General features: G+C 68.8%; 22 protein-coding genes and 2 pseudogenes. 16 read left to right on the top strand and 8 right to left on the bottom strand.

What is annotated here, in order from left to right; all coding sequences use genetic code 11:
- Nucleotides 1–8 precede the first annotated feature (8 nt).
- From ACWEKM_RS27425 to ACWEKM_RS27410, 4 genes are read right to left on the bottom strand one after another with little or no spacing between them, the layout of a single operon-like run.
- Nucleotides 9–1,133, bottom strand: coding sequence for an ABC transporter ATP-binding protein (locus tag ACWEKM_RS27425; RefSeq protein WP_451623909.1), 1,125 nt, complete (start codon nt 1,131–1,133; stop codon nt 9–11).
- Nucleotides 1,134–1,152: 19 nt separating this feature from the next.
- Nucleotides 1,153–2,451, bottom strand: a complete 1,299-nt coding sequence (locus ACWEKM_RS27420) for an ABC transporter substrate-binding protein (protein ID WP_451623908.1) — start codon at nt 2,449–2,451, stop codon at nt 1,153–1,155.
- A 31-nt stretch (nt 2,452–2,482) separates the two neighbouring features.
- A complete protein-coding gene (locus ACWEKM_RS27415; protein ID WP_451623907.1) occupies nt 2,483–3,361 on the bottom strand; it encodes a carbohydrate ABC transporter permease in 879 nt (292 codons plus the stop codon).
- Nucleotides 3,358–4,230, bottom strand: coding sequence for a carbohydrate ABC transporter permease (locus tag ACWEKM_RS27410; protein WP_451623906.1), 873 nt, complete (start codon nt 4,228–4,230; stop codon nt 3,358–3,360). Before ACWEKM_RS27410 ends, ACWEKM_RS27415 begins: the two co-directional genes overlap by 4 nt.
- A 477-nt stretch (nt 4,231–4,707) precedes the next feature.
- On the opposite strand from ACWEKM_RS27410, the gene ACWEKM_RS27405 reads away from it, so the two are divergent.
- From ACWEKM_RS27405 to ACWEKM_RS27375, 7 genes are read left to right on the top strand one after another with little or no spacing between them, the layout of a single operon-like run.
- Nucleotides 4,708–5,409 carry a phosphonate C-P lyase system protein PhnG gene (locus ACWEKM_RS27405; RefSeq protein WP_451623905.1) on the top strand — a complete coding sequence of 234 codons (702 nt, stop codon included), beginning with the start codon at nt 4,708–4,710 and terminating at the stop codon, nt 5,407–5,409.
- Complete coding sequence (locus tag ACWEKM_RS27400) at nt 5,406–6,047, top strand: phosphonate C-P lyase system protein PhnH (RefSeq protein WP_451623904.1); 642 nt, start codon at nt 5,406–5,408, stop codon at nt 6,045–6,047. The genes ACWEKM_RS27405 and ACWEKM_RS27400 overlap by 4 nt, the downstream gene beginning before the upstream one ends.
- Before the next feature lies 1 nt (nt 6,048).
- Nucleotides 6,049–7,245 carry a carbon-phosphorus lyase complex subunit PhnI gene (locus ACWEKM_RS27395; protein WP_451623903.1) on the top strand — a complete coding sequence of 399 codons (1,197 nt, stop codon included), beginning with the start codon at nt 6,049–6,051 and terminating at the stop codon, nt 7,243–7,245.
- The gene (locus tag ACWEKM_RS27390; RefSeq protein WP_451623902.1) at nt 7,242–9,083 is read left to right on the top strand and encodes an alpha-D-ribose 1-methylphosphonate 5-phosphate C-P-lyase PhnJ; all 1,842 of its coding nucleotides are present in this window, start codon (nt 7,242–7,244) and stop codon (nt 9,081–9,083) included. Before ACWEKM_RS27395 ends, ACWEKM_RS27390 begins: the two co-directional genes overlap by 4 nt.
- Nucleotide 9,084: 1 nt before the next feature.
- The gene (locus tag ACWEKM_RS27385) at nt 9,085–9,810 is read left to right on the top strand and encodes a phosphonate C-P lyase system protein PhnL (protein WP_451623901.1); all 726 of its coding nucleotides are present in this window, start codon (nt 9,085–9,087) and stop codon (nt 9,808–9,810) included.
- Complete coding sequence (locus ACWEKM_RS27380) at nt 9,807–11,006, top strand: alpha-D-ribose 1-methylphosphonate 5-triphosphate diphosphatase (protein WP_451623900.1); 1,200 nt, start codon at nt 9,807–9,809, stop codon at nt 11,004–11,006. The genes ACWEKM_RS27385 and ACWEKM_RS27380 overlap by 4 nt, the downstream gene beginning before the upstream one ends.
- Nucleotides 11,003–11,821 carry an inositol monophosphatase family protein gene (locus ACWEKM_RS27375; RefSeq protein ID WP_451623899.1) on the top strand — a complete coding sequence of 273 codons (819 nt, stop codon included), beginning with the start codon at nt 11,003–11,005 and terminating at the stop codon, nt 11,819–11,821. Before ACWEKM_RS27380 ends, ACWEKM_RS27375 begins: the two co-directional genes overlap by 4 nt.
- Before the next feature lie 172 nt (nt 11,822–11,993).
- Here the strand turns inward: ACWEKM_RS27375 and ACWEKM_RS27370 are convergent, their stop codons facing one another.
- Nucleotides 11,994–12,983 (bottom strand): hypothetical protein, encoded by a 990-nt coding sequence (locus ACWEKM_RS27370; protein WP_451623898.1) that lies wholly within the window; start codon nt 12,981–12,983, stop codon nt 11,994–11,996.
- Nucleotides 12,984–13,044: 61 nt separating this feature from the next.
- On the opposite strand from ACWEKM_RS27370, the gene ACWEKM_RS27365 reads away from it, so the two are divergent.
- On the top strand, nt 13,045–13,752 hold the full coding sequence (locus tag ACWEKM_RS27365; protein WP_451623897.1) for a TetR/AcrR family transcriptional regulator: 708 nt from the start codon (nt 13,045–13,047) through the stop codon (nt 13,750–13,752).
- Here ACWEKM_RS27365 and ACWEKM_RS27360 read toward each other — a convergent pair.
- Nucleotides 13,709–13,859, bottom strand: a pseudogene (locus ACWEKM_RS27360) (IS5/IS1182 family transposase); the annotation flags it as partial. The gene ACWEKM_RS27365 and the pseudogene ACWEKM_RS27360 overlap by 44 nt on opposite strands.
- A 212-nt stretch (nt 13,860–14,071) precedes the next feature.
- On the opposite strand from ACWEKM_RS27360, the gene ACWEKM_RS27355 reads away from it, so the two are divergent.
- The 6 genes and pseudogenes from ACWEKM_RS27355 to ACWEKM_RS27330 all read left to right on the top strand — a co-directional run bounded on the left by ACWEKM_RS27355 (nt 14,072) and on the right by ACWEKM_RS27330 (nt 19,903).
- Nucleotides 14,072–14,701: a class I SAM-dependent methyltransferase gene (locus ACWEKM_RS27355; RefSeq protein WP_451623896.1), complete on the top strand. Its 630-nt coding sequence runs from the start codon at nt 14,072–14,074 to the stop codon at nt 14,699–14,701.
- 228 nt (nt 14,702–14,929) lie between these two features.
- Nucleotides 14,930–15,598 carry an RNA polymerase sigma factor gene (locus ACWEKM_RS27350; protein WP_451623895.1) on the top strand — a complete coding sequence of 223 codons (669 nt, stop codon included), beginning with the start codon at nt 14,930–14,932 and terminating at the stop codon, nt 15,596–15,598.
- A complete protein-coding gene (locus ACWEKM_RS27345) occupies nt 15,595–16,698 on the top strand; it encodes a CU044_5270 family protein (RefSeq protein ID WP_451623894.1) in 1,104 nt (367 codons plus the stop codon). Before ACWEKM_RS27350 ends, ACWEKM_RS27345 begins: the two co-directional genes overlap by 4 nt.
- Nucleotides 16,699–17,086: 388 nt before the next feature.
- Nucleotides 17,087–17,281 (top strand): annotated as a pseudogene (locus ACWEKM_RS27340) (FAD-dependent oxidoreductase); the annotation flags it as partial.
- 47 nt (nt 17,282–17,328) lie between these two features.
- The gene (locus tag ACWEKM_RS27335; RefSeq protein ID WP_451623893.1) at nt 17,329–17,748 is read left to right on the top strand and encodes a substrate-binding domain-containing protein; all 420 of its coding nucleotides are present in this window, start codon (nt 17,329–17,331) and stop codon (nt 17,746–17,748) included.
- Between the two features lie 601 nt (nt 17,749–18,349).
- Nucleotides 18,350–19,903 carry a bifunctional metallophosphatase/5'-nucleotidase gene (locus tag ACWEKM_RS27330; protein WP_451623892.1) on the top strand — a complete coding sequence of 518 codons (1,554 nt, stop codon included), beginning with the start codon at nt 18,350–18,352 and terminating at the stop codon, nt 19,901–19,903.
- Between the two features lie 377 nt (nt 19,904–20,280).
- On the opposite strand, the gene ACWEKM_RS27325 is transcribed toward ACWEKM_RS27330, so the two are convergent.
- Complete coding sequence (locus tag ACWEKM_RS27325; RefSeq protein ID WP_451623891.1) at nt 20,281–20,562, bottom strand: hypothetical protein; 282 nt, start codon at nt 20,560–20,562, stop codon at nt 20,281–20,283.
- Between the two features lie 99 nt (nt 20,563–20,661).
- Here ACWEKM_RS27325 and ACWEKM_RS27320 point away from each other — a divergent pair, with 99 nt between their 5' ends.
- Both ACWEKM_RS27320 and ACWEKM_RS27315 read left to right on the top strand, forming a co-directional pair.
- Complete coding sequence (locus ACWEKM_RS27320) at nt 20,662–21,282, top strand: hypothetical protein (RefSeq protein ID WP_451623890.1); 621 nt, start codon at nt 20,662–20,664, stop codon at nt 21,280–21,282.
- 294 nt (nt 21,283–21,576) lie between these two features.
- Nucleotides 21,577–23,538 carry a LamG-like jellyroll fold domain-containing protein gene (locus ACWEKM_RS27315; protein WP_451623889.1) on the top strand — a complete coding sequence of 654 codons (1,962 nt, stop codon included), beginning with the start codon at nt 21,577–21,579 and terminating at the stop codon, nt 23,536–23,538.
- A gap of 39 nt (nt 23,539–23,577) precedes the next feature.
- Here ACWEKM_RS27315 and ACWEKM_RS27310 read toward each other — a convergent pair.
- Nucleotides 23,578–23,782 (bottom strand): hypothetical protein (locus tag ACWEKM_RS27310; protein WP_451623888.1); only part of this gene is annotated, 205 nt, incomplete at its 5' end.

Below are 23,782 nucleotides of genomic sequence, written 5' to 3'. Positions count from 1 at the left end.
CGCAACGTCTAGAGGGATCCGCTCGATGGTGGCAGTGTGTCGGGGAGCCGTCGGCCCGCGATGTCGAAGAGGTGGATGTCCGCGGTATTCGCCACGACCGTGATCTCGGCGGGCACCGCCTGTTGGGCGGGCATGCGCACCCGGACGCGCTGTTCATCGCCGGTACGGAAGTGCACGAGCCGTTCCCGGCCCAGCAGTTCGTTCTCCTCGACCGTGCCGTGCAGCACGAGGTCCGCGCCGGTGGCGTCCTCGGACCCCGCCACCACTCGGAGGTCTTCCGGCCGGACACCGAAACAACCAAGCCGGTCGTCGGCGAGCGCGGCGTGCGGTTGCGTGGGCAGGACGGTGTGCGACCCGGTCAGGTCGAGGATGTTCATGCTGCCGAGGAAGGAGGCGACGAACCGGGTGGCCGGCTGCTGGTAGACCTGCTCGGGCGGGCCGTCCTGCTCGATCCGCCCGTCGCGCATCACCACGAGCCGGTCCGCGAGGGCGAGGGCTTCGGCCTGGTCGTGCGTGACATAGAACGTCGTCGCACCGCTGTGGCGCTGCAGGCGCCGGATCTCCGTCCTCAGCTCACCGCGCAACTCGGCGTCGATATTGGACAGCGGCTCGTCCATCAGCAGCACGTTGGGTTCGCGTACCAGCGCCCGTCCGATACCGACGCGCTGCCGCTGACCGCCGGACAACTGGGCGGGCCGCGATCCCGTCACTGGACCAAGGCGTAGCAGGTCTGCCATGGCGCGCGCACGCCGACGGCGGTCCTGGCGGGAAACCTTGGCCATGCGCAAGGGATATTCGATGTTCTCCAGTACGGTCTTGGTCGGGTAGAGGGCATAGTTCTGGAAGACCATCGCGACACCCCGGTCACCCGGTTCGCGGTGGGTCATGTCCTCGCCGCCGATCATCATCCGGCCTCCGGAGATCCGTTCGAGGCCGGCGATACAGCGCAACAGGGTTGTCTTTCCGCATCCCGAGGGGCCGAGCAGGACGACAAACGTGCCCGGCTCCACGGCCAGCTCTATACCGTCGAGTGCGTGCCTGCCGCCGGGGTACACCTTTGTGATCCCCGCGACGCCGACCGACCGGCCGGGGGCCGCCGCCTGCCTTGCCTGTTCGGCTCTCACCGTGGTCATGCTCATGGACACACCCACTTCACCGGGTGACAAGGCTGGTGATGGACTGTGCTGCTTCGTCCAGCGCCCGCTGAACCGGCTTGGTGCCGCTCAGCGCCGCGACAACCGCGTCCTTGAGCCGGTCCTGCGCCTCCTCCGCGTTCGAGCCGGGGAACTGATACCAGGGCACCAGCGTCTTGATCGCGTTGGTACCGGCGGCCCGCAGCGGGTCACGGTCCAGGTAGTTCTTCAGATAGCGGGAATCGGTGAGTGCTTGCTGGTTGGCCGATGTGTAGCCGGTCGTCTTCACCAGCTGTGTCTGCCCGGACGGCCCGATCAGTTCCTGGATCACCCGCCAGGCCGAGCGCTTCACCTTCTCGTTCTCGGTGAGGATCACCGCGGACCCACCACCGGCCGGTGTGCGCCGGCGGCCGCCGCCGGGCACGGGGGAGAGGTCGGTGCGGACCGAGAACGAGGCTCCGTCGGCGACGGCGCTGGTCTGCGCCGAGCTCTGCAGCATCATGGCGATGTCACCGCGGATGAAGGCCGCGGTCAGGTCGGCCGAGGTGATGACGGTGCTGGTGCCGTCCGCCACGAGATCGCGCCAGTACTGCAACAGCCGCACCACAGGCTGCTGGTTGACTGTCACATGTTTCTCGTCCTGGTCCATCAGTGACCCGCCCGCGGAGCGGAGCATGTTCTGCAGCCCGAAGTTGGAGTTGGTGTCGTAGGGCCAGGCGACTCCGTACCGGGCGGCCTTGCTCTTGACGACTTCAGCCGCGTACGTCTTCAACTCGCTGAAGGTGGCCGGTGTCCGGTCGGGATCGAGTCCGGCTTTGCGCAGCGCGTTCACATTGAGGTAGAGCACGGTCGTGCTGACGGAGTAGGGGACGCCCATCGTGCGGCCGTCCATCTTGTCCACGCCCAGCAGGGCCGAGGAGTACTGCGAGGCGTCGAACTTCGCCTGCGCCATGAGGTCGTCGAGGGGCTGGGCGAGTTTGCTGTCGGCGTAGGTGCGCACCGAGTTGGTGCCCACGAGCGCGACGTCGGGGCGGTGGCCCGAGGTGAGATCCGCCTGCAGCCGGGTGTCGACATCGGGCCACCACGGCCCGCCCGCCTTCTCCAGCTTCACCGTGATGCCGGTCCGGCGCGTGAACTCGGCCCCCAGGGTGGCCTGGACATTACCGGCGATCTTGGGATCGGTCGGGATGAGCAGGTTGATCGTCTTGGCATCGGTGTTACCGGTACCGCTACTGCTTCCGCAGGCGGTGGTCGTGCCCGCGGCGGCAACGGCGAGGGCACCCATCAGGGCGCGCCGCCGGGATATCGTGACGTTCATCGGGATTTCCTTCACTTGGGTGGAGAGAGGCCTATTCGCCGCCGTTGGTGAGGGCGATGCCGCGCACCAACTGGCGCTGGACTAGGAGGAAGAAGAGCAGGAGTGGCAGTGTGGCCAGCGTCGCCGCGGCCATCTGCGTGCCGTAGCTGCTGAGGCTGTCCGGCGAGGCGTAGCGGGCGATGCCGTAGGGCACCGTGGCCGCCCGGTCGGAGCGCAGCAGCACCGAGGGCCAGAACAGATCGTTCCAGTGCCCCACCACGGTGAACACGGCGAACGCCGCCAGCGCGGGCCTGACGTTGGGCAGCACGATGCGCCACACCATCGCGACCGGTCCGGTCCGGTCCAGCCGGGCTGCGTCGAAGACGCTCTGCGGGAGCGAGAGAACGAACTGGCGGAAGAGGAAGATTCCGAACGCGCTGCCTACGCTCGGCAGCACCAGTGAGGTGTAGCTGTCCAGCAGGTTCACTTTGGACAGGGCGTAGAACACCGGGATCCCGGTCACCTGCGGCGGTATCGCCAGACACAGCATGACCATCCAGAACGACAGCTCGCGGTTGCGGAACCTCAGCCGGGCCAGGGCGTAGCCGGCCGGCAGCGAGGTCAGCACCTGTGCCATGAACACCACCGCGACGACGAGCACCGTGTTCAGGTACAGGCCGGGCCAGTCGACGTCATGCCATGCCTGCCGGAAGTTGTCCAGCGTGAAGCCTGACAAGCTCACCGACCCGGGCTTGAGCCGCTTGTTCGGGGTGACCGCGGCCAGTGCCATGAGTGCGAACGGGGTCAGCATGAACACCGCCCCCGCGGCGAGCACGGCGCGCAAGCTCCAGCGGACCCATATGCCGCGGCTGTCAGTGGCCTGGCGGCGGGTGAGCCGTGGGCGCTTGCGGGGCATTGTTGCCGTGCTCATCGGCGACCGTCCTTTTCCCAGCGGCGCCCGCCGAGGCGCAGCTGCAGAGCTACCGTGATCAGGACCAGCACCAGCAGCACCGCGTTGATCACGGAGCCGCCCCCGATGTCGAGATAGCTCACACCTCGCTGCCAGGCGGCGAACGACAGGGTGCTGGTGCTCTGTTGCGGTCCGCCGTCGGTCATGACGCGGACCTGGTCGTAGACGCGCAGTGAGTCACGTGTCGTGATGACCAGCGCGAATGTCGTGGCCGGTCCGATCGCGGGCCAGATCACCGACCAGAACCGGTGCCAGGCCCCGGCCCGGTCGAGCCGTGCGGCGTCCTCCAGATGGGCGGGCACGTTCGACAGGCCGGCGAGAAACATCACCACGCACGACCCGATCCCCGCCCAGCTGCCGACGATCGCGACCGCGGGCAGTGCCAGCGTCGTCGACCCGAGCCAGCCGTCCTGCCCGACGAGCCGACCGATCGTCTCGTCGAAGATGCCGACATCCGGGTAGAAAAGCCACCGCCAGACCACTGACATCGCGGCCATGGTGGCCGCCGTCGGCGCGAAGTAGGCCGTACGCCACAGTCCGGCGCCACGGCCCGCGGCTCGGATGGCGAGCGCGATCAGCAGGCCGACTACGACCTCGGTGGGCACGGTCAGCGCGGTGTAGAGGAGCGTGTTTCCAGTCGCCTGCCACAGCTCCCGACTGGCCAACACCCGGCGCCAGTTGTCCAGACCGGCGAAGCTCGTCTCCTGGCTGAGCGGATCGAAGTTCAGCATCGCCAGCGCGCCCACGGCCAGGACGGGCAGCACGACGAACGCGACCAGGAAGGCGAAAGCCGGCCCCAGCAACGCCGCGGTCACCCTGGCCTCACGCAACCGGAGACGCTTTGGTGTCTCGTTTGGGCTTACAGCGGTTCTCACGGCGACAGAGCGTACGAGGGAGTTCCTGACGTCAAGGCGACTCGCTGGTTAACACCCGGGTAATCCTCTCAGAGAACTTTTTAAGTTGACAGGTGAACTTGGCCGCGCGTAGCGTCGTCGATCGATCACCGAGATCGACAGACGTGCGCGGCTCTTCGGCAAGGAAGGCCACTCGATGTTCGTCAGATCCCATCGACCGAGAGCAACGGGCAAGCCTTCTTGCGCAGGCCGAAAAGCTGTCACCGGTTGCACGAGCAGCCGTAGAGCGCACCGCCGCTTCCGGCGCGCCAGTCGTGCCGCGCGGACCCGAGACCGACACGATCCCGCCGGTGCTCCGGGCACCGGCAAGGAACGAGCGGATGTATCTGTGTGACGTCGTCGTGGCCACAGCGGAAGTGAGCCAGGAGATGTCCCGGGCCGGACTGCGTATGGGTGCTGACACGCAGGCGGCTCCAGCGGCAGCCATCTGCGACCTCGAAAACGCCATCCGGCCGCGCAGTGCTATCCGGTTGCGCGGCGCCATTCGGCTGCGCAGCGCCAACCGCCGGGCGGCGCCATCCGGCCGCGCAGCGCCAACCGCCCGCGCAGTGCCATCCCCGTTCCACTCGATCGACTCGTACGACAGGACGGCTGACCATTAATACCGAAACCACCACCACAGCCGACGCCGGCGCATCCGCCGCCTCTGCGCCGCCCCCGACCAGCACGGACGGTGACCGGGACACCCGAGTCGGCCTGCTCGCCCGCGCCGACCGCGACGCCCTTGTCCAGGCCGCCGATGCCTGCCTGGGTGAGCTGGAGGCTTCCACGCTCAGCGGCCCACAGTTGGGCACCGTGCTGTTGCAGGTACGCGAACCCATCGAACGGCGCCGTTTCTACCTGGGCGATGTCCTGGTCACCGAAGTCCGGCTGCGCCTAGGTGAACACGTCGGGTGGGCCATGCGCCTGGGCGATGACCCGGAAGCGACCGTCGCGGCCGCGGTCTGCGACGCGGCGTTCTACGCCGGAGGCGATCACCGCGCCAGGGTCCTGGAGCTGTGCACGAGAACGCGGGGCGAGCTTTCCGCGCAGCGGTCCGCGGAGATGGCCGACATCTCGGCGACCGCTGTCGCATTCGAGGAGCTGGGCGGATGAGCATGTCGACAGCCTCAGATGCACGTGTGCCGCTCGCCCCTCGGCAGTCGCCCTTGCAGGCGTGGAGCGGACGCGCCTTCCGGGTCCTGCTGGCCACACTGTCGCAACCCGGGCACATGGAACAGCTCCCCGCACCCGGCTTTCTGCGCACCCCCGTTCCTCCCGCCTGCCGACTGCCGCTGGCGCTCGCATCCCGCGGCACCGCCATCGCCCTGCCCGGTCTGATGACACCGGCCTCGCAGGAGATCGCCGACCTCACCGGGGCACGGATCACCGACCCCGCCCGCGCCGAACTCGTCGCCTACACCCGCCCCTTGGAAGGCGGCGAGCTGTTGGAGCTGGCCCGCGGTAGCGCGGCCGCACCCGAACAGGGCGCGTCCGCCGCCATTGGCGTCACCGCGATCCACCCGACCCCGCCCGACGCGGGCGCCGTACGGCTGTGCATCAGCGGCCCCGGTGTCGCCGGCCGCCGCACCGTCGCGGTCGATGCCGGGGCGAGCGGCCTTCAGACGATCCTGCGTGATCGGCAGGAGAGTTGCAGTCACCCTCCGACGGGGATCGACCTGTGGCTGTTCGACGGGGACGGGCAGGTCCTGGGACTTCCCCGAAGCAGCACCATCACCTGGCAGGAGTACTGAGATGGCCTACCAATCGCCCGGCCTGGCCGCTATCGAGGCCGCCGCCCGCCTGGTCGCGCAACGCCATCACGAGGACCTCAGTCGGCCGCTGGACCTGGACCAGATCATCGGCCGGCTGCGGATCGTCGTCGACCAGATCATGTCCGAAGGGGGCCTGTGGGACGAGGCCACCGCCGCTCGCGCGTTCCGGCAGGCCGAAGGCGACAGCACCGAGGCCGCCTATCTGGTGCGCTCGTTCCGGCTCAGTCTGCCGCGGCTGGGCACGACCCCCGCGGTCGACGCCGATGAACTCCTGCCGCTGCGACGTGTCGTACCGGCCTACCGCACACCTCCTGGACAGCAGATCCTCGGTCGCACGCGTGACTATATGCCCCGCATCCTCCAACGTGACCAGCCGCCAGGGCCCGCCCCGGAACCGGCCGACCAGCCCGATCAGCCGACCGAGCACCCTACCGGTGATCAGCTGGCCGAGCACCGTACCGGTGATCAGTCGGCCGAGCACCGTACCGGTGCCGGGCTCGGCGCGGATCCGGCCCCCGCCCCCGGGGACGGACCGGCGACAGACCAGAGCACACCCCCCGGTCGGCTGTACGAGCTGCTCAAGGCCCACGACATGATGGTGCCGCGGGCAGCACCGGGAGACCCCGACCCGATCGATGTCACCCGCCGACCGCGAACCCTCGAACCGGACCGTTCCGCCCGACTGGCCCTGCTCGCCCGGGGCGAGACCACCGCCCTGGTACTGCACTGGTACACCACCTATCTCAACTCCGGCCAGTCCGACCACAGCGTCCTCGCCGGGGAACTACGGACCGGGTATCTGCCCGTACGGGTGACCAACCCGCTCACCGGCGGTGCGGTGCACCTGGGCGACGTGCGCGTCACCGAAGCCGAAGCCGTCGAAGACCTCGACCGCACCGACGAGGACATCAGCCGCTTCGATCTCGGCTACGGACTGTGCTTCGGCCAGAACGAACGCAAAGCGATGGCGATGGCCTGCCTGGACATCATCCTCGAACGCGACCGCGGCCGCACCGAACTCGAGCAACGTATTCTGCGCACCGCCGATGGCATGGACGCCAACGGCCTGATCGAGCACCTCAAGCTGCCGCACTACGTCACCTTCCGCGCCAAGGCCGACCTCAAGGCCGCGTTGCGCGCCCGCAGCACGACACCAACTCCGGGATCCGCCCAATGACCGATACGGCCGTCACCGTCACCCCGCCCCGTACCAGCGTCAAGCAGCTGGCCGGCACCCCGCAGACCGACACCTTCGCGCTGCTGGACGAAGACACCAAGCGCGACGTCCGCCGCGTGACCCTCAAGGCCGTGGCGACTCCCGGGCACCAAGTTCCCTTCGCCGCACGGGAAATGCCGGTGCCCAGGGGCTGGGGCAGCGGCGGTCTGCAAGTCAGCCTGAGCGTCATCGAAGCCGACGACGTGGTCAAAGTCATCGACCAGGGCGACGACGGCGCGGTCAGCGCCGCGAACCTGCGGCGGCTGATCAGGCAGACCACGGGCGTGGCCGACACCAACAGCACCCGCGACGCGTCGCTGATCCAGAGCCGCCACCGCATTCCGGAACGACCACTGCGCAGTGACCAACTGCTCGTCCTACAGGTCCCGGTTCCCGAGCCCCTGCGCACCGTGGAGCGACGCCTGGACGAAGCGCTTCGGATGCATGCCGAACAGGACTATGCACTGATGTGGGTGAGCATCTACGAGGAGATCGTACGGTCGGGAACCACCACCCGGACCAGCGGCTACCCCGTCGTCGTCAACGACCGTTACATCATGTCGCCGTCCCCGATCCCCAAGTGGGACCTGACCAAGCTGGATCACGCCGAGCAACTCACCGTCTTCGGCGCCGGCCGGGAAAGCCGCATCTACGCGATCCCCCCGCACACCCGCGTCGAACCGCTCGCCTTCGACGACCTGGAATTCACCGTCGAATCCCTGCCCGGCCGCTGCGCCCGCTGCGGCAGCGACACCAGCTACCTCGTCGAAGTCCCGGACCCGACCGGCGCCGGCGGACGGTGGATGTGCAGCGACACCGACTGGTGCGCCGAGCACCACGACCTCGGCTCGCGTCCCCGCTCGGCCCCGGCTCCAGGCCGGCCGGTGGTCCACCGTCGCACCGCCGAAACCGGCAACCCTCCTGACGCGCTTCCCACCACGGCGGCTCCTTCGCCGACCGGCACGGCGGCTCCTTCGCCGACCGGCACGGCGGCTCCTACGCCGACCGCCCCGCAGACGAAGCGAGCCGGCGGGTCCGGCCCGGTCCTCCAGACGCGTGACCTGCTCGTCCGCTACGGCACATTCATCGCGGCGCAAGCCATCTCGTTCTCCGTCAACGCCGGTGAAGCTCTCGGCATCGTGGGTGAGTCCGGCTCCGGCAAGTCCACCGTGCTGCGCTGCCTGACCGGTGACCTGCCCCCCGACGAAGGACAGGTCCTGCTCCGCGGACCACACGAGCTCACCGATCTGTACCGCCTCACCCCGGCCCAGCGACGGGCGCTACGTGTCGGCCGGCTCGCCCTCGTCCACCAGGACGCCGCGCGCGGCCTGGACCTGCGGCTCAGCGCCGGCGGCAATGTCGCCGTACCCCTCGCCGCCGCCGGGGAGCGCAGCTACCACACCATCCGAGCCAGAGTGCGGGATCTGCTCAAGCGAGTCGAGATTCCCGAGGCACGTATCGACGACCCCGTGCACACCTTCTCCGGCGGCATGCGCCAACGGGTGCAGATCGCCAAGGCCATCGCCAGCTCACCGGCCATCCTGCTGCTCGACGAGCCGACCACCGGACTCGACGCCTCCGTCGCCGCCGGTGTCCTCGACCTGGTCCGAAACCTGATCGAAGAGCTGCATCTCGCCGCCGTCGTCGTCTCCCACGACTTCGCCGTCGTCGAACTGCTCTGCCGACGCACCCTGGTCATGCACCAAGGCCACATTGTCGAGTCCACCCTGACCGACCAGCTCCTCGAAGACCCCCAACACCCCTACAGCCAGCGGCTCGTCGCCGCGGCCCGAGGCTGACATGACCGAAGTCCTCACCGTCCGCGCCCTCACCAAGACCTTTGTCCTGCACCACACCGGCCGCCGCATCGACGGCCTGCGGGGTATCGACCTCACCGTGCACCGCGGCGAACACGTCGCCCTCGCCGGCACCAACGGCTCCGGCAAGTCGACCCTGCTCAAATGTGTCTACCGCGCCTACCTGCCGACCAGCGGCTCGGTCATCCTGCACACCGACCGTGGCCAGGTCGACATCGCTGCCCTCGACCCCAGCCGCGTCGCCGACCTGCGGGAACGCCACATCGGCTATGTGTCGCAGTTCCTGCGCTCCGAACCACGCCGCACCGTCCTCGACCTCGTCACCAAGGCCGCCACCCGCCTCGGACTCGACCCGAGCCAGGCCCGCGACGCCGCGACCGCCACCCTGCGCGAACTGAACATCAGCGAACGCCTGTGGCATGTCTACCCGACCCTCCTGTCCGGCGGCGAGAAACAACGGGTCAACATCGCCGCAGGCACCATCGCACCGCCCCCGTTGCTCCTGCTCGACGAACCCATCTCCGCCCTCGACCCGGCCAATCGTGACCTGGTACTCCGCCGGATCGAGAAACTGACCCGGCAGGACACCGCGGTCGTCTCCGTCTTCCACGACCCCGACGTTATTACCCGCGTCGCCGACCGCGTCGTCACCCTCGCCGACGGCCAGATATCCCACCAGAAGAAGATCCAGCACTCGGAGATCTCATGAACACGATAAATCGCACCGGCAGTGATGTGCCCGGCGCCGATCGCCCGGTCACCCACCACGTCGCCCTGCACGCCGCCCGCATCTACCCGGCCACCGGGCACGCCGACGACGGCCAACCCGGCTACCTCACCATGGCCGACGGCACCATCACCGCCGTCGGCCCCCAGCCGGAACCCGGGGCCACCGTGCTGGAACTCGGAGACGTCGACCTCATCCCCGGTCTGGTCGACCTGCACTCCGACTGCTGGGACCAACGCGCGCGCCCCCGATCCACGTACAGCTTCCCCCTTGAGGACGCGCTCATCGTCCTCGACACCGAAGCCACCTCCTGGGGCATCACCACCCACTACGCGTGCATCGCCATCCAGGACGACATCACCAAATCCCGCACCCTGGACCAGGCCCTGGCCGCGGTCGACGCCATGCGCACCCGCAAGGCCCACTTGCGTGCCGACCACCGCATCCACCTGCGCGTCGACCTGACCACCGAGCACCTCGACATCATCCGCCGACTCGTCGAGGCCGGCGATGTCTCCCTGATGTCCTACCTGGACCACACACCCGGCCAGGGGCAATTCAAACGCGAAGCCGACTGGCGCGCCGCCCTGAGCCACCGAGGCGCACAGAACCTCGACCAAGCACTCGCCAAGCGCTATGCACGCCGGCCCTACGTCGCGGCCATCCGGGACGAACTCGCCGCGCTCGCCCGCACCCACGGCATCACCCTGGCCTCCCACGACGACGACACATCCGAAGACGTCCGACAAGCCCGCGAACTCGGTGCCCGCATCGTCGAATTCCCGGTCACCGAAGACGCGGCCGCAGCAGCCCAGGCGCAGGGTCTGGCCACCGTCATGGGCGCTCCCAACCTCCTGCGCGGAAGCAGCCAGACCGCAGGCAACCTCTCCGCCCGAGAGGCCCTGAACGCAGGGTTGCTGAACATCGTCGCCTCCGACTACTACCCCCCGGCGCTCCTGCGCTGCGTCTACAAGATCGTCGGTGAGGGCATCGCCGCCCAGGCCGACGCGATCCGCCTGGTCACCGCCAACCCCGCCCGGGCAGCCGGACTCACCGACCGCGGCACCCTCGAACCCGGCAAGCGCGCAGACGTTGTGGCAGTCAGGCAACTGCAGGGCCAGCCCGTCGTCGCACAGACCTGGATCGCCGGACAGCCCGCCTTCGGAGCCCGGCCGTGACCCCAGAGGACCATCTCCACCCGGCCCTCACCACAGCCGCCCGCGCAGCCCACGCCGCCTACCACGCGGCAAGAACCAACCACACCCGCGAACACCTCGAAGCCGTTGACCGCATCGGCGCCGACGGAACCGCCACCATGGCCATCGACATCCTCGTCGAGGAGGCCATCCTCAACGCACTCGAACCCCTGCCCGTGAACGTCCTGTCCGAGGAAGCCGGCCACATCGACAACGGCCACGCGCTCACCCTGGTCATGGACCCCCTCGACGGCAGCGCCAATGCCGCGGCAGGTGTCCCGGTCGCCTGCTTCTCCGCCGCCCTCGTCATCGATGGCGGCTTCGAGCAGGCGATCACGTGCTGGCTGGAGACCGGACACACCTGGCATGCTTCCGAGCACGGCGCCTACGGCCCTCACCACAAACCGCTCACCCCACGCCGGGGAGTCGCACTGGCAGACGCCGCCGTCGACCTCCTCCGGCCGCATACCGACAAGCCCGCCGGCCGGGGATGGTGGGCGGTCGCCTCCTCGGTGAAACGAGTCCGTATCCTCTCCTGCACCACCATCGAGACCGCTCTCGTCGCCGACGGATCGATCGACGCCTTCGCCGACGCCGGCAGCGACACCCACCGCCTCGTCGACCTCGGCTTCGCCGCCACACTCGATCGGCTCGGCACCGGCGCCCTTCAGGATCTACACGGCCGGCCCATCGAATTCGACACCGACCTCACCCGCCGATGGAGCGCGGTCTACGCCGCCGACACCCAGCTGGCCCGACATGTCGTGGAACGTATTCACGACGGCATGCAGCGATGAGGATCGCCGAAAGAGCGTTCTGGGCGTGTAAGGAAATCTGCGCAAGTCCTTGATCGCTTGCCCGAATGGGAAGTGCGCGCGGTTGCGGGCGGTCTTTCGCGGCGACCGGGGTCCTGCCATCCGTCATGTCTGTCCGTTCCGGCTGGCCGGGGCCTTCAGCCAGCCTGTCAGATCACGGACTTACGCGATCTTTCTGACACGATCCTGGATCGCCCGGCTCGTTGATGAGGCGCCGGTATGTTTCGAAGGCCGGCTTGGGGGTGTAGTCGTCGCGCAGCAGGCCGAAGTGAGGGAAGAGCCCCTCGGCGGTGCTGTCGGCGTCTCGCAGGGCGAAGAACGAGTACCCGTCGATGTTCAGGTCGGCGGCGAGGGCGGCCACGGTCCGCACGACGGCTTCGAGAACCGCGGCCTGTCGCTGCTCGCTCCGGCCGGGGCCGGTGGGCCAGCCGTTCTCGCAGATACGGATCGCGACGCCGTCGGGGATCCCGGCCCTTGGCAGATCGGTGCGCCGGAACGCGGTGAGGACCGCGGTGACCGCTTCCACCAACTGCTCGGCGGCGATGGGGTGGAACACGTCCGGGAAGAAGTCCAGGCCGACGTAGTCCAGGCTCTGCCGGAAGCGGTCGTCGGCCAGGGTGCTGAGCTCGGACCAGAAGGTGTCGGCCGGATTGAACGTCGGCACGGCGTTGAAGCCGACCGCCAGGCTGAGGCCCAGGGCCCGGGCCTCCTGCTTGGCCGCGACAACCCCCTTGACGAGCGCGTTCAGGACGTTGGGGATGCTGCCGTCGAGCACGGGCAGGTCGGCGTTGGGCTCTTCACAGATCTGGACGGATGCCAGATGCGGCCCACCGGTGCGGATGGCCTCGCGGATGAACTCCAGCCACCCGTCCAACTCGCCGGACGGCTCGCGGAATTGCAGCACGAGGTCCAGCTTGCGGCCCCGACGGAGATACGACTGGGGATCGGCGGGCGTGGGCGGTTCCAGCGGCGTCCCGGTGGCTGCGAACGGGCGATAGGCACGCACCGACAGGCCAGCCCTGTCCCCTTGTAACGCGTCAAGCGCCTCGGTGATGCGGTTCGGCAGATCCGGGTGGCGCGGGTGGACGATGCCCTGGTCGTCACCGACGACCCCACCGGGATAGATACCGAAGTGCAAGGTCATGCTTGCTCCCACTCAAAAATTTGGTGTCACTACAAATTTATGGTGACACTATCATCTGGGCATGGGCCTTCGAGAGATCAAGAAGCAGCAGACCCGCACGGCGATCGCCGACGCGGCCCTGCCCCTCTTCCTGGAACACGGCTTCGACCGGGTCACGGTCGCCGAAGTGGCACGACATGCCGGTGTCTCCACCAACACCGTGTTCAACTACTTCCCCGCCAAGGAAGACCTCTTCTTCGACCGCCAGGCAGAAGTAGAGGGCCACCTCGCCGCACTCGTACGCAACCGTGCACCCGGCACCTGCCCAGTGGAAACCATCCGCGACGACCTCCTGACCGCCCTGCGGCACGAGGACCCTGCACTGGGGTTCCACCCCGACGCGCCCCGGTTCTGGCAGGTCATCCGCGACAGCGCCGCACTGCGGGCACGCGAACGCGAGATCAGCGAACGCGCCGAGACCGCCCTGACGGTCGCTCTGGCCGAGCACCCGCCGAACATCGCCAACGGGCCGAACCAGGCGGACCACCCGATGCTCGCACTTCTCGCAGGTGCCATCGCCGGCACGCACCGTGCAGCCCTGCGCGCACTGCAACAACGCATCCTGTCCGGCGAATCACCCACGGAAGCCCGCGACAACGTCACCACAGCCGCAGCCCAGACATTCAACCTGCTCTGCTCCGGACTTCACACAGATGCCGACCATGCGCCGCAGGAGCTACGGCTCCCTCAATCTGGAGCAGGACGAGGGCGGCGCGGGCGATCCGGGTGATGGCCGCGGGTCTGGGCTGACCCGGGGCTGACCCGGCGCAGGGCCTTGAAGGTGACCTTCAGCAGGGCGTTGGCGCGTTCGGCGACGGCGCGGGCGCCCCGGATCACGGTGCCGTCCAACCGCAACCATCATGTTGCCGAGAAGACCTCAGCGCCGAGTCAGAAGTCACCCGCGTACAGCAGACCTTCTTGCTCAGGAATACGGCAGCCACGGAACAAGTGCCCTGCGCCAGTACCGCTCAAGAGCCAGTTCCCAGGGGAGGGGGTCGGTACGGGGCCGGAGAACGGCTGCGAACGGTACGGGTGTTAGCTTCTTCCCCATGGTGGAACATCAGGATGAGACCAGGGCGGCCTACGACGGGATCGTGGAGCTGTATGCGTCGATGTTCGCTGATCGGTTGGAGACGCACCCGTTCTCGCGGAACATGATCGGCACCTTCGCCGAGCTGGTGCGCGGGACGGGGAACCTACGGGCAGCCGACGTCGGGTGCGGGCCCGGCCATCTGACCGCCATGCTGCACGACTTGGGGCTGGACGCCTTCGGGCTCGACCTCTCCCCGGCCATGGTCGACCACGCCCGGCGGACCCATCCGGCGCTGCGGTTCGACGAGGCGCGAATGGAGGCCCTGCCGGTCGAGGACGGCACTCTCGGCGGAGTGCTGGCCCACTACTCGATGATCCATACCCCGCCTGGGGAATTGCCCGCGCTGCTCGCGGAGCAGGTGCGTGTCCTGGCACCAGGGGGCCTGCTCCTGGTCTCGTTCTTCGGGACTGAGGGACCGGAGCCGGTCCGCTTCGATCACAAGGTGACGCCCGCCTATAGCTGGCCGGTGGACCGGTTCGCCGAGTTGCTGGCGGGGGCCGGGCTCGTCACGGTCGCTCGGCTGCTCCACGACCCGGCCTCCGAGCGGGGCTTCCTCGACGCCCACTTGCTGGCCCGCCGTCACTAGGGTCTGGGCCTGGAGTACGACCATGTCGTCGCCGTCGTGCTGTCGGGGGCGGACGTCGCTGGGGGCCGTGCCGCGGGGTCTGGACTGGCTGTACGTCGTCCTGGCCCGCGCGGTGTTCCGCCTGGACGTGGTGTACGGGCGGCGGCTTCCCTGGCGATGGAGGCGCTTCGCGGGGCCGGTGTGACGTAGGACACGGGAACTCGCCCGCATCCACAGGCAGTTCTGGACGTGACCACAGATATGCGAACCCGGGTGCGGACCGGAGATCCGGACGCCTTTGCGGAACTCTTCGACGCATACGCCCGCGCGGTGTACAACCATGCCTTCCGGCTGACCGCCGACTGGTCTGCGGCCGAGGACGTCATGGCGACGACATTCATGGAGGCGTGGCGGCGCCGTGCGTCGGTCGAGGCCGAAGGAGGCTCGCTGCGGCCGTGGTTGCTGGGCATCACGACCAACGTCGCCCGCGGCCAGTACCGCAGCAACCGGCGCTACCGGAAGGCGGCCGAGGCGGCGGCAGCCGCGGGCGCCGCCGGGGAGCAGGTCGAGGACCACGCCGAGGAGATCGCCGGACGGCTTGACGACCGGCGTCGGGTCACCGCCACGCTCACCGCGCTCAGCCTGCTCAGACGCCCCGAACGCGAGGTCCTGACGCTGTGTCTGTGCGAGGGCATGGAGTATGCCGAGGCCGCTGTCGCCCTTGGTATCCCCGTCGGCACCGTCCGTTCCCGGCTGTCCCGCGCCCGCGGCAGGCTCCGCAAGCTGGCCGACGCGGAACTGCTCAGAAGAAAGAGCGCGGAACCGCTCGAAGGAAAAAGGGAACTCACCACACCGAACCGGCAGACAACAGGTGATCGCGGATATGTGATCCGGTCCGCACAGGAAGGAAACCGATGAACGCCAGCCCCTCCCAGCCGCACCCGGCTGAGTGGACGGAGACCCAGGGCCTCCTGCCCTCCGTCGCACGGGATCTGCCGGCGGGCCGCCACCAGTTCCACAAGGAGCAGATGATGACCCGGATCCACGAGGACCTCCACACCACCAGCACCACCCACACCACCCGAGCCACCCGGGGCGACAGCCGTCCGACCGTCGCCCCGCGGCGCCGCAACCCGTTCCTGCGCCGTGCGGTCCTGCTGCCCGCCGCGGCCTGCGCCCTGGCCGGCGCGGTCGTGGCCGGCGTCGCCCTGTCCGGCGGCGACGGGGGCGGCGACAGGACCGCCCTGGCCACCGGCCCCGCGCTGACCACCCAGGTCGGCGCCGCCGACGCCAAGGGCGCCCCCCGGCTGCTCGACCGTATTTCCCTGGCCGCCGCCGACGTCTCCGGACCCACGCCGCACGCCGGCCAGTTCGTCTACATCGCCTCGAAGGTGGCCGGCACCTACCCCCGGACCATCGACGACAAGACTACGGTGGTCAGCCAGGCGCTGCACTCCCGCCAGGTCTGGAACTCCCTCGACGGCAAGGACGGCTGGCTGATCGAAGCGGGCGAGACGAGCGACAAGGGCATCACCCTGTCCAGCAACACCCCGTCCAGCTCGGCCTACGACGCCCTGGTCAAACTGCCCACCGACCCCGGCACGCTGTTGCAGCGGATCTACCGGGACTCGGACGCCGTCCGGGACCACGAAGTGCCCCGCGACCAGGCGGCCTTCGTCGCCATCGGTGATCTGCTGACCGAGAGCTACCCGCCGGCCGGCCTCGCCGCCGCTCTCTACAAGGCCGCGGCCAGGATCCCCGGGGTTGTGGCGGTGGACGATGCGGTCGACGCCGTGGGCCGTCACGGGGTGGCGATCGCACGGCAGAACCACGCCGACGGCGAGCGCACCGAGTGGATCTTCGACAAGAAGACCCTGGAGTTCCTCGGCGAGCGCAACGTGGTGGTCGAGAAGGTGACGGACAGCCCGTTCAAGGTCGGCACCGTCACGTTCACCAGCGCCATCACGCAGCGCGCGGTCGTCGACGCCAACAAGCAGGTTCCGGGGCGGGCCAGTTGATGCGCATCGGTCCCTCATCGGCGGCGCTGGCCGCCCTGCTGGTCGCGGGAGTGATGACGGGCGTCTCGGTGGCGCACACCGGCACGGGGCTCGGGTTGCGGACCACGGACGCGGACACCGCGCCTGCTGCCGGTACGGGGCTTGATGTGCGGACCGCCTGCGCGGCCACCGCCGCAGGGACGGGCGCCGGACCCCGGCCCGGTTCGTCACACCGGTCACCGGGGACCGGGTCCAGCCGGACGCCCGGAGCCGGGTGACCGGCCTAAGAGCTGCGAACAGAATGGGCGCCCGGCGTGCGGCGTCTGGCACGCACGCTCGCGGCGTTGCCGAAACGCCCTAGTAGCTCCGCTACGAGAACCCGGGCTTCGGCCTGTTCGCATACGAGCCGATGCCCCGCCCCCGCACCGTGGACCTGCCGCAAGGGCTCGTCGAGCATTTGGTCTATCTCGTCGTCAGTGGCTCATGCGAGGGCATCGCCGCGGCCCGCCTCGGCCGCAGCGTGGCCCTGGTGAACAACAGGCCCGTGTTCGGCGGGAATTCATCGAGCGAAGTGCGCGTGTGGGTGTGCGGGGCCACCGCGCACGGCGTCCAGCGGTATGCCCGGGAGACCGGGAAGGTGTCGTCGAGCGCTTGCGCGAGCGAGGCATGCAGATGGTGGTCCAGCGGGCGCTGCGTGGCGACTGGAGCGGTGGTTGGGGTGAAGAAGCAGGGCGTCGCCTCCTGCCACGGATCGGCCGGCTGGACGCGATCTTCTGCGGCAACGATGCGATCGCCCTGGGCGTCGACTCGGTGCTCGTACGTCACGGTATTCGAGTGCCGGACGATGTCGCCCTCGTCGGATACGACAACGCAGAGGGACACGGCCGGCCCGGCGACAAGTACCCGCGTCGACAGCACCTCACCACCATCGAACCGTGGCTCGGCGAAATCGGCCGTTGCGCCATCGAGGCCCTGGCAGCGGCAGCCGCGGGGACTGCTCAACTACCCCGTGGGCCGCAGCCCGTGCCGGGGGAGCTGGTTCTGGGTGAGACCACCGCGGCATCCACCTGAGCCCCGCCACGGGCGATGCAGCATCTGCGGTACGGCCGGAAGCATGACCGAGTTCCTCCGTAGCTGCGGTAGCTGCGGTAGCTGCCGCAACTGCTGCAGCGAATCGCCTCGGTGAGCGCCGGTCCCGCAAGACCGGGGTTGCACACCACGGCGCCGCTGGGCCGAGGCATGCCGGTGGACATGGCACGCCCCGATGCCCAGGCGCTTCGCCCTCACGCGCACGCCGCCGGCTCAACAAGCCCGGTCCGCCGCCAGCCCCCCGGCACTACGGCCTCGGCCGCTGCCTCGGCCGCCGCCCCGGACGCGGCCGGGCTGGACGGGGACGGGGGCGGCACCGTCCGGTTCTGGTCCACGGAAGTGGTGCGCAGCCTGACCGGCTCGGGCCGTAACCGGTCCGGTGTGCGCGTGGACGGGGTCCGCAGGCGCCGGAGGCCGGGCTGCCGACGCTGGTGCTGGAGGTCGACAACCGCGCAGGACGCCGGCCGCCGTGCCGTTTACTCCAGCCCTGGTCACGCACTGTTCACTCGCCGGAGGATCACGCCTTCAACGCCGCGGCCTAGCGTGCCGAGCCGTAAGTGATGTGTTCTTCGGAGGTTTTTCCATGCACCGTCCCCTCGCCCGCGCAGCCGGGCTCCTCGGCACGCTCGTGCTCGCGTCCGGGCTGACCGTCTCGGGCTCGACGCCCGCGGCCGCCGAGGCGCCCACAGCGCAGCCCGCTCGGGGACAGGCGAAGCCGCGCCCCCAACACACGGCGTCGCTCCTGTACTTCAACGACGCGCACGAGATCGGCCCGGTCCTGACCGGCGGTCAGGACCGGGGCGGCGTCGCCCGGCTGGCCACGGCGGTGCACTCGGTCGAGAAGCAGAACCCCACGTCCGTCGTCTTCGGCGGGGACCTCGCCGGCGGCACCCTCTTCGGCGGCCTCTACAAGGGCGTGCCCATGGTCGACGCGTTCAACAAGATCGGCGTGGACCTGGCGAACTTCGGGCAGCACGACTTCGACTTCGGTGTGGACCACACGCGCGAGCTGGTCGCGGCGTCCGCATTCCCGTGGATCACGTCCAACCTGACCAACGCCGACGGGTCGCCCTTCGTGAAGAACGGCACCTGGGCGGTGCAGCGAGTGGGCAAGGTCCGCGTCGGATTCGTGGGACTCACGGATGGGATGGACACGACCATGGCCGCGGGGAAGGTCATCCAGACGGACCCGGTCAAGGCGGCCCGCGCCGCCATCGCCGACCTGAAGGCGCACACCAAAGTTGACGTCGTCGTGGCCGTGAGCCAGTACCAGATGGCCGAGAACCACAAGCTGGCGCGCGCCGTGCCGCAGCTGGCCGCCGTGTTCGGCGAGGAGGTGGCCGAGTACGACTCGGTGATCGAGTACGAGGGCGACGTGCCGCTCATGGCGCCCGAGGGGAACATCGGGTCGATGATCCGCCTGGACATCACCAAACGGCGCGGCGAGTACCGGGTGCAGCCATCGGTGGTCGAGGTGGACGACACGGTCACGCCGGACCCGGAGCTGCGCGAGGTCGAGAAGCAGTACGCCGCGGAGATGGACCAGCGGCTCTCCGGGGTACTGGCCGGCATGCGGACCCCGCTCCGCAGCGAGGGCAGGCTGTCCAAGGAGATCGCGCTGGGTGACTTCGTCGCGGACGCGTTCCGCGAGCAGCTCCATGCCGACATCGGCTGGATGCCCGGGGGCGGCCTGCGCGCCGATGCGCCGGGGCCCAACTTCACGCTCCGTGACGCCTACTCGATCGCCCCGTTCGGCAACCGGGTTATGAAGGTACGGGTCACGGGCGCGGCGCTGCGGCAGTCGCTGGAGGACGCGGTCTCGCGAGTGGAACACTCCGGCGGTGGCTTCCCGCAGGTCTCCGGCATGACGTACGCCTACTCGCCGACCGCCGCCGTGGGCTCGCGCGTGAGCAACGTCAGCGTGGGCGGGCAGCCACTCGACCCGGGCGCCACCTACACGGTCGCGGCGACGAACTACGTGATCGGGGGCGGCGACGGCGTCAGCGGGTTCGCCGGCGCCGAGGTCCTGGTGCCCCTCGCGGACGCCCCGGTCGACGCCGAGGTGATCGCAGAGCACGCCCGCACCCTGGGCACCATCGACGTCGCACCCGAGGGCCGCATCACGGTCCTGCCGTAGGCGGCCGAGAACGTACGACCTGGACGGGCGGCGAGCGACGGCCACCATCGGCCCGTGAGGTGGAGCGTTGCCTCGGTACGTGTTTCTGACTGGCCGCGTCGTCCTTCCCTGGTTGAGTGGCAGGGTGGGACGACCCGGGGTCCGAGGTGTCGGCGTCTTGCTGCTGGCAGGAGCAGTTGCGGGCGAGCGCCTCATGCCTTCCGGGGCCAACGTGCTCCTCATGCTGGGCGGCCCTGTTCCCATACGGGCGGCTCAGGTACTTGGAGGTCGGGAGCCTGGGACAGGCTGAGTAACGCCACGGATGGACGGCGGGGGAGGATGAGGACTGCGAACGGTGCAGCCCGGCCGACGGCCCAGTGTGTCGTACTCAGCTCGTGTCACGGGCCGGCGGTGTCGGACCGCAGCCGGGGCAGCGCGAGCGGGGTGCGGTCGATGCTCTCGTACAGCACGAACGCCTCGGGCAGTTCGACCAGGTGGACCAGGTGGTGGACGCCCGGGAAGAGGCCGTCCGGGAAAAGGCCGTCCGGCCCGTGGACGTGCCACAGCCGCTCAAGCCGTGCCAGGTGGGTGCGCAGGTAGTCCTCCAGCGCCTGCGGATACGTGTCCCGCTCCGTCGCGTACGACACCCTGGTGCCCCGTTCAGCTCCCCATCTCGTCATGAGAGCGAACAAAAAAGCCTCTTCACGCGTATCCGGCGCATAAGAGATTGGAAGCTGAGTACTTTGACAAAGTCCATCACAGGTCGCAAAAGGGTAGCCATGCTCGCGGCTGGCAGTGCTGCAGGATGTGCGCTCGTACTGCTGGGTGCCGCCCAAGCCGAAGCGGCGGATCCGGCGGCAGACTTAGCCATCACCATGAGCGGACCCGACGCCTGGTTCCTCAACCAGGGCGCCCTCACCTATCAGATCACTGTGACCAACAACGGACCCGACGCTGCGTCCGGCTGGACCGTCAAGGTCCCCTACGGCGGCCCGATCCCCGACGGCGCGAACCCAACCGTAGTCGGACTCACGACTTCGGACTCACGCTGCACGACCGCCCCGCGCCCGGCGCCCAGGCCGGGTACGAACCTGGTCTGCTCCGGTGGCTCTCTGGCCGCAGGAGCCAGCGAAGCCATCAACGTCGTCATCGGCTGGCGTATCGGAGTATCTTCGGTCGGCATCGACGCCACGGTCGAGGGGCAGGAAGCCGATCCCAACACCAGCAACAACAACGCCAGGCACGGTACGAGTCTTGTGCCTCCGCCGCCCCCGGTCGACGTCCCGATGATCGACCCTCGAATCGCCTCGGCCGCCGCGGCCAGCGCCCTCATCGGCGGCGCAGTCACCCTGAACCGCCGCCGCGCCCGCAACACCGGACAGCCGGTCCAACGCGCATAGGCCGGAAGCCGTTCCTCACAGTCAGGGCCGTGCTGTCTCCGGGCCAAGGGGACGGCACTACCAACATTCCGCCGGTCGACCCCGTTGTGTGGCTGTGTCCCAGGCCCCACGCAAAGACCCTCGGCTCCTCAAGTTGCTGTCCGCACACAGGAGATGAGCTACCGGTCACAGTTCGACTTGCGCTTCAGCCCTGGCCAGATACTTAATCTCCGCTGGTCATCTCACGTCTGCCTGGCTTCGGCTGCTTCCGATTAGCCTCGTCTCGTCTGGAGCATCCACCCCGGAAGGACCCCTATGTGCACCCATAGTGACCTGCCGTCACCCGACACGGCCAGGCAGGACCGTCGTGGTTTTCTGCGCAACGCGGCGCTGGCCGGTGCGGGAGCGGCAGTCGCAGGAGCCGTCGCGTCCCCGCTCGGCGTGACGCCCGCATTCGCCGCGGACACCGCCAGGACCGGCAGGACCGGCAGGACCGGCACATGGAGACCGGATTCGACCTCCCTCCAGTTCACCCTCGCTGTCATGCCGGACACCCAGTTCCTGTACTGGGGCAGCCAGGACAGCGTCAACCGGACGCCGCAGGAGGAATCGTTCCGCTACATCATCAACAACAGCGGGAACGACGCAAACAACATCGTGTTCATGGCGCACCTCGGTGACCTGACGCAGGACGCCGACCCGTCGTCGTTCCAGCAGGTCGACAAGGCGTTCGCGGTGCTGGACGCGCACGGCGCCGCATACAGCGTGGTGGCCGGCAATCACGACGTGTCCGGCGACGACAGCCGTGGCGATTCGTCGTACCTGCAGACCCTGGGCCCGAAGCGGTTCAAGCGCTCGAAGACGTTCGCCGGGTCGGACGCGACGGGCTACAACACCGCGCACATCTTCCAGGCTGCCGGCCGCTCTTGGCTGGTGCTGGCCCTGGACTGGCGGACCACCGACCAGGGTTTCGCGTGGGCCAACGACGTCATCAAGGCCCACCCCAAGATGCCGGTGATCCTCACGGCGCACGACATCGTCTACTCGGACTACGATGACAACGTTTTCCCGTACGAGTCCGGCGACCCGGAGAACAATGCCGCGCTCTCCGGATACGGCGAGACGATCTGGGACAAATTGATCAAGGAGAACGACCAGGTCTTCCTGACCATCAACGGCCACTACTGGCCGTCCGGACGCACTACCAAGAAGAACGCCGCCGGCAACGACGTGCACATGCACATCACGAACTACCAGAACCGCTACTTCGGCGGTGGCGGCATGATCCGGCTGTACCACTTCGACCTGGCCCGCAACACTATCGACGTCGAGACGATCAACCCGTGGATCCTGGCCCAGGACCCGGAGTCCCGCAACGAGTTGGCCGCCGAGCACGCCCGGATCACCGGCCCGGTCGACGACTTCTCGATCGCGGTCGACTTCGAGAAGCGGTTCTCCGGCTTCATCCCGGTTCCGGTCCGGCCCGCCCGGCCGGCCGGCAAGGAACTGGTGAAGGGCACGCTGGCGTACTGGCGCTTCGACGGGCAGGGCGCGCCCGGCACCGCGCTCAGCGCGGGCCAGACCATCCGCGACCTGTCCGGCAAGGGCAACGATCTGACGGCGGTGACCGTGCCGGGCACGGCCGCCGACGCGCTGACCTGGTCCGCCGACCACCACCCTGACCAGCCCGGGCACGCCAGCCTGAAGTTCGCCGGTGGCAGGAACCCGCTGCACGGCACGTACTTGACCACAGGGCCGAAGGCTCCGCTGAACACCGAGACGTTCAGGTCCGGGTACACCATCGAGACATTCGTGATGATGCCGCTGGACTGGGACGCCGGCAACAACGGCTGGGCGGCGATACTCAGCCGTCGGGGTTCCGCCGGGGCCGCCGGCAAGCACGGCAGGAACACCGACCCGAACGAGCCCGTGGTCCAGTTCGCCATCTCGAACAATGGCCGCGAGCCGCAGTTCAACCACTACCCGCTGAACACCACCTATCCGACGACCAACTGGGGTCACGGCTTGGTGGAGCTCAAGTGGTGGCACCTTGCGGTGGTCAACGACGGCCGTTACACCAAGCTGTACGTCGAGGGCGCCCCGGTCGTCGCCAACCCGAAGCGGGTGTCGGTCGGCCTCACCTCGCTCGGGCTGCCCTGGCTGCTGGGCGGCCACGAAAGCGCGGGCGCCGTTGACATCGTCTTCCACGGCAATGTCGGTGACACCCGCATCGTGAATCGCCCCTTGCCCGTCGACGAGTTCCTGACCGCCGAATAGAAGAGTGTTCTGTCCCGGCTGGGGTGTTTGGCTCCAGGTTCAGGTGTCGCGCCAGTTCATGGTGGGTTCGCGCGTGAGCCGTCGGCTCATGAAAACAACGAGTTCGCAGACACGATGAAATGCCGAGTAGCCGAGGGGAGTTTCCCCCTCGGTCGGGTAGCGACGGCGCATTGCTGCGCCGCCGCCCCCTCGGAACCGTGCATGCGACTTATCGCCGCACACGGCTCGGGCAAGCCTCACGGGC

This window comes from Streptomyces sp. NPDC004752, assembly GCF_053601275.1.
The sequence above is the reverse complement of the archived record's forward strand: the minus strand, read 5'-3'. Positions and strand labels throughout refer to the sequence as shown.

What these genes read in the sequence shown, in the direction of transcription:
- ACWEKM_RS27330 (WP_451623892.1), top strand. Translation starts at nt 18,350, where the DNA reads ATGCACCGTCCCCTCGCCCGCGCAGCCGGGCTCCTCGGCACGCTCGTG.
- ACWEKM_RS27395 (WP_451623903.1), top strand. Translation starts at nt 6,049, where the DNA reads ATGGCCTACCAATCGCCCGGCCTGGCCGCTATCGAGGCCGCCGCCCGC.
- ACWEKM_RS27415 (WP_451623907.1), bottom strand. Translation starts at nt 3,361, where the DNA reads ATGAGCACGGCAACAATGCCCCGCAAGCGCCCACGGCTCACCCGCCGC.
- ACWEKM_RS27400 (WP_451623904.1), top strand. Translation starts at nt 5,406, where the DNA reads ATGAGCATGTCGACAGCCTCAGATGCACGTGTGCCGCTCGCCCCTCGG.
- ACWEKM_RS27355 (WP_451623896.1), top strand. Translation starts at nt 14,072, where the DNA reads ATGGTGGAACATCAGGATGAGACCAGGGCGGCCTACGACGGGATCGTG.
- ACWEKM_RS27380 (WP_451623900.1), top strand. Translation starts at nt 9,807, where the DNA reads ATGAACACGATAAATCGCACCGGCAGTGATGTGCCCGGCGCCGATCGC.
- ACWEKM_RS27390 (WP_451623902.1), top strand. Translation starts at nt 7,242, where the DNA reads ATGACCGATACGGCCGTCACCGTCACCCCGCCCCGTACCAGCGTCAAG.
- ACWEKM_RS27385 (WP_451623901.1), top strand. Translation starts at nt 9,085, where the DNA reads ATGACCGAAGTCCTCACCGTCCGCGCCCTCACCAAGACCTTTGTCCTG.
- ACWEKM_RS27345 (WP_451623894.1), top strand. Translation starts at nt 15,595, where the DNA reads ATGAACGCCAGCCCCTCCCAGCCGCACCCGGCTGAGTGGACGGAGACC.
- ACWEKM_RS27420 (WP_451623908.1), bottom strand. Translation starts at nt 2,451, where the DNA reads ATGAACGTCACGATATCCCGGCGGCGCGCCCTGATGGGTGCCCTCGCC.
- ACWEKM_RS27370 (WP_451623898.1), bottom strand. Translation starts at nt 12,983, where the DNA reads ATGACCTTGCACTTCGGTATCTATCCCGGTGGGGTCGTCGGTGACGAC.
- ACWEKM_RS27365 (WP_451623897.1), top strand. Translation starts at nt 13,045, where the DNA reads ATGGGCCTTCGAGAGATCAAGAAGCAGCAGACCCGCACGGCGATCGCC.
- ACWEKM_RS27320 (WP_451623890.1), top strand. Translation starts at nt 20,662, where the DNA reads ATGCTCGCGGCTGGCAGTGCTGCAGGATGTGCGCTCGTACTGCTGGGT.
- ACWEKM_RS27315 (WP_451623889.1), top strand. Translation starts at nt 21,577, where the DNA reads ATGTGCACCCATAGTGACCTGCCGTCACCCGACACGGCCAGGCAGGAC.
- ACWEKM_RS27325 (WP_451623891.1), bottom strand. Translation starts at nt 20,562, where the DNA reads ATGACGAGATGGGGAGCTGAACGGGGCACCAGGGTGTCGTACGCGACG.
- ACWEKM_RS27425 (WP_451623909.1), bottom strand. Translation starts at nt 1,133, where the DNA reads ATGACCACGGTGAGAGCCGAACAGGCAAGGCAGGCGGCGGCCCCCGGC.